The organism is Mycobacteriales bacterium (genome assembly GCA_036497565.1).
Classification (GTDB): domain Bacteria; phylum Actinomycetota; class Actinomycetes; order Mycobacteriales; family QHCD01; genus DASXJE01.
This window is the reverse complement of record DASXJE010000093.1, coordinates 1-3,647: the sequence shown is the minus strand read 5'-3', so window position 1 is coordinate 3,647 and position 3,647 is coordinate 1. Positions and strand designations below refer to the sequence as shown.

Here is a 3,647-nt window from a genome sequence, read left to right as displayed (position 1 = left end):
CCGCCCACCGCGCCGTCGGTGCCGCGCCTGGTGAACGTCGTGGCCGGCGACTCGGGCGCGACCATCACCTGGACCGCGCCTGCGTCGGCGGGCAGCGGCGTACTCGGCTATCGGCTCACCCTGACCGACCGGGTGACCGGCAAGGCGATCCACGAGACCCTGCCGTGCGCGACGGAATGTCCGGCGGGTGTCGAGTTCTCCGACACGGTGACCGGTCTGGTCAACCGCCACGCCTACGCCGTCGTCGTCACCGCCTACAACAAGGTGGGCCCGGCGTCGGCGGCCGCGGTCGATGCCACCCCGACCTCGCCGCAGATCGTCGCGGGCGGGCTGAAGGTCACCCGCGCGCCGGCGAAGGCAGCGCTCACCTGGACGGCGCCGGACCCGAGCACGACGGTGACGGCCTACGTCGTACGGCTGATCGACGAGAGCAACGCCGATCTGGTGGTCTCGGTGCGCACCGTCGCGGTGGACAAGCCGCTGCACGTCGGCTCGAAGCTGCCGGCGCCGGGCGACTCCTACCGGTACGACGTCGCGGTGGTGACCAAGACTGCGACCGGCGCCGCCACCAGCATCGAAGTGCCGCCGCCGCCGACCAACAAGCTCAAGCATGTCCACCATGCGTCGAGCCTGCGCAGCACCGGCCACAACAAGGTCGTCGGCGCGGCCTTCTTCTTCCCGCGCAACCGCGATTAGCCGGCTCAGCCGACTGCGGTGAGCGGCGGTATGGCGCCGACCTCCGGGTAGCCGGGCGTCCAGCACAGTCGTCCGTGCCGGGTGACCGCAAACGCCTCGTAGCCGTCGATCCCGGCGATCAGGTCGACGGCATGCCGGCCCATGGCGACGCCGCCGGTCGCGTAGGCGTCGGCGAGAGCGAGGTCGGGACCGACGACGGTGAGTCCGGCCAGGGCGTCGGCCGGTCGACCGGTGAACGGGTCGAGGATGTGCTCGCCGCGTTCGGCGTTGCCCGAAGTCGCGACGGCGAGATCAGGTCCGGTCACCACGGTGACGCAGACGCCCGGGGTGAGCGGATGCGCGACCCCGATCCGCCAGGGCTCGCCCGGTGCCGGCTGCCCGTTCGTGCGGACGTCCCCGCCGCCGTTGATCGCGTGCGCGCGCGAGCCCGCAGCCACCAACATCGCGTGGGCGCGCTCGACGCTCCACCCCTTGACCAGGCCGGTCGGGTCGAGGCCGCCGTTCCACCGGGCGCAGAAGTAGCCCTCGGTGTCGCGTTCGGCCCGAGCACACAGGTCGAGCACCTCGGCGACCTCGGGGGGACAGTCGGCGAGCCGCAGTTCTCCCCGGGCCATCCGGCTGATCGCGCTGTCGGGCCGGTAGGTGCTGAACGTCGCGTCGACCTCGTGCAACCAGGCGACGACCTCCGCCAGGACGTCGTGCGACACACCTGGATCCCGCAGGTCGATGCTGAAAACGGTGCCCATCGCGTGCTCGACCCACCGCTGCCGGGGCCGGCCGTCGGTCAGCGAGTCAGCCATTGCCGGCGTCCAGCGCTGCCTGCAACGACTGCGCATAGCCCTGGCTGTCGTAGGTCGCGCCGCTGATGATGTCGATCTTGGCGCTGCCCGCCTTCAGCGCCTCGCTGCGCAGCAACGGGGCGGCGTACGACGCGATCTGCTGCGACTGCGGGTCGGCGTTCGGCAGTTGCAGTGTCGTGACGTCGGTCAGCTTTCCGTTGGCCTTCGTGATCCGCACCTGCACCGGGCCGTACGGCGTGTTGACGGTCGTGCCGTCATATGTGCGGGTCCCCGTCGACCGGGCTGTCGGAGACGGAGTGGCCTTCTGCGACTCCGAGGGTCCGGTCGTCGCGGGCGCAATCGCGGCCGGCCGAGCGGTATTGCCGCGGGGAGCGGCCTTGAAGCTCAGCAGCAGCACCAGGCCGATCACGGTCGCCAACAACGTAAGGGCAGCACGTCTCATCGGTCCTCCCCCTACAGGTCGAACGACTCGTGGTGAATGTGCCGGCGCGGCACCCGGGCCCGCCGCAGCGAGGACGTCGCCGCGACCACCATCGGTGCCGGCCCGCACAGGTAGACGTCGTGCCGGGCGAGGTCGGGGACGACGCTGATCAGCCGCTGCGGCAGCAGCGGATCGGTCGGGCCGCCCGGCGGTCCGAGGAGGTAGTGCAGCCGGGCGCCGCGTTCCCGCGCGATCGCCTCGAGCTCGTCGCGGAAGACGAGGTCCTGGGCGGCGTTGGCGCGGTAGAGCAGGGTGAGGTCGCCGGGCTCGGCCGGCATCGTCTCGAAGAGCGCCCGCAACGGCGTGATCCCGATGCCGCCGGCCAGCAGGAGGACCTGGCGGCGGGTACGGCGGGCGGCGGTGAACGCTCCGTACGGACCCTCGGCGACGACCCGGGTGCCGGGGACCACCAGCGCCATGCCGCGGGTGTGGTCGCCGAGCGACTTGATCGTGATCCGCAGGAACCGCGCGTGCGGGGCCGCCGAGAGCGAGTAGGGGTGCGATTGCCACCAGCCGTCCCTCGTGAGGAACCGCCACCGGAAGAACTGCCCGGACTCGGCGCGGAGTTCATCGAGGTGCCGGCCGGACACCACCACCGAAACGACGCCGGGGCCGGCCGGAACCACCGAGTGCACCCGCATCCGGTGCCGCACCGCGGCCCGCACCGGCGCCGCGACCCGGAACCAGAGCAGCAGCGCAGCGGTCCCGGCGTACAGCAGGATCCAGAGCAGGCGGGCCGGGGCGTTGGTCATGAAATCGGCGCCGGTCGCGAACTGATGCGCGAAGGCCAGCGCGATCGCCAGGTAGGTGTAGAAGTGCAGGTAGTACCAGGTTTCGTAGCGCATCCGGGTGCGGACGGCCCGTGCGGAGACGACGCCGACGCCGATGAAGAGGCCGGCGCCGACCGTGGCCATCAGCACGTCCGGGTAGCTGCGCAGCAAGGTGATCGACTCACCGATCGGCGAGGCGTGCGCGATGACCGCGTAGCCCCAGACGATCAGCACGGTGTGCGCCACGATCAGCGACACCGTGTAGCGGCCGCCGAACGCGTGCCAGCGGGCCAACCGGTCGGCACCGACACCGCGCTCGAGCAACGGCAGCCGGGCCATCAGCAACACCTGGACGACCACGGCGTAGCCGGCCAGCAGGCCGGTGATCCGGCCGGCGTTGGTGAGGTAGTCACCGAAACTGTGCAGCGTTCCCGGGGTGTCGTGCAGCCACAGCAGCACCACCAGCCCCGCGCCGACGGCGATCGCCGACAGCACCAGGGTCGCCACGGGCAGCGCCGGACGGCGTGCGAAGGCCCGGCGCCGGGCCCCCGGGTAGGCGGTCATGGCATCAGAGTGCGTCCTGAACCTGAGAAAGGTCTTTGAGTCGGGACAACCCACGGATCCGGGCCGCCACGGTCCGCGTGTCAGGCTGTGGGCCATGGCCGGAGCCGACACCCGTACCCTGCTGCTGGTCGAGGACGACCAGGCGTTGCTGGCGATGCTCGAGCGACTGCTCTCCGACGAGGGCTACGCCGTCACGGTGGCATCCGACGGTCAGCGCGGCCTGCACCTCGGCCTGACCCGCCCGTTCGACGTGATGGTGATCGACCGGGGCCTGCCTGCGATCGAGGGGGTCGACCTGCTCGGCCGGCTCCGGTCGCGGTCGGTCGGCTCGCCGGC

General features: G+C 71.6%; 5 protein-coding genes. 2 read left to right on the top strand and 3 right to left on the bottom strand.

Going from position 1 to position 3,647, the window contains the following annotated elements:
* Positions 1-696, top strand: a 696-nt coding sequence (locus tag VGH85_08370) for a fibronectin type III domain-containing protein (GenBank protein ID HEY2173810.1), incomplete at its 5' end; no start/stop codon positions are given.
* Positions 697-701: 5 nt separating this feature from the next.
* Here the strand turns inward: VGH85_08370 and VGH85_08365 are convergent.
* The 3 genes from VGH85_08365 to VGH85_08355 are packed head-to-tail and all read right to left on the bottom strand — an operon-like array spanning position 702 to position 3,311.
* Positions 702-1,496 (bottom strand): FAD:protein FMN transferase, encoded by a 795-nt coding sequence (locus VGH85_08365; protein ID HEY2173809.1) that lies wholly within the window; start codon positions 1,494-1,496, stop codon positions 702-704.
* The gene (locus tag VGH85_08360) at positions 1,489-1,938 is read right to left on the bottom strand and encodes an FMN-binding protein (protein HEY2173808.1); all 450 of its coding nucleotides are present in this window, start codon (positions 1,936-1,938) and stop codon (positions 1,489-1,491) included. Before VGH85_08360 ends, VGH85_08365 begins: the two co-directional genes overlap by 8 nt.
* An 11-nt stretch (positions 1,939-1,949) precedes the next feature.
* The gene (locus tag VGH85_08355; protein ID HEY2173807.1) at positions 1,950-3,311 is read right to left on the bottom strand and encodes a ferric reductase-like transmembrane domain-containing protein; all 1,362 of its coding nucleotides are present in this window, start codon (positions 3,309-3,311) and stop codon (positions 1,950-1,952) included.
* 94 nt (positions 3,312-3,405) lie between these two features.
* Here VGH85_08355 and VGH85_08350 point away from each other — a divergent pair.
* Positions 3,406-3,647: response regulator (locus VGH85_08350; protein ID HEY2173806.1), on the top strand; the 242-nt coding region annotated here is incomplete at its 3' end.

Coding starts and splice junctions, on each gene's coding strand:
- VGH85_08365 (HEY2173809.1), bottom strand. CDS start 1,496: ATGGCTGACTCGCTGACCGACGGCCGGCCCCGGCAGCGGTGGGTCGAG.
- VGH85_08355 (HEY2173807.1), bottom strand. CDS start 3,311: ATGACCGCCTACCCGGGGGCCCGGCGCCGGGCCTTCGCACGCCGTCCG.
- VGH85_08360 (HEY2173808.1), bottom strand. CDS start 1,938: ATGAGACGTGCTGCCCTTACGTTGTTGGCGACCGTGATCGGCCTGGTG.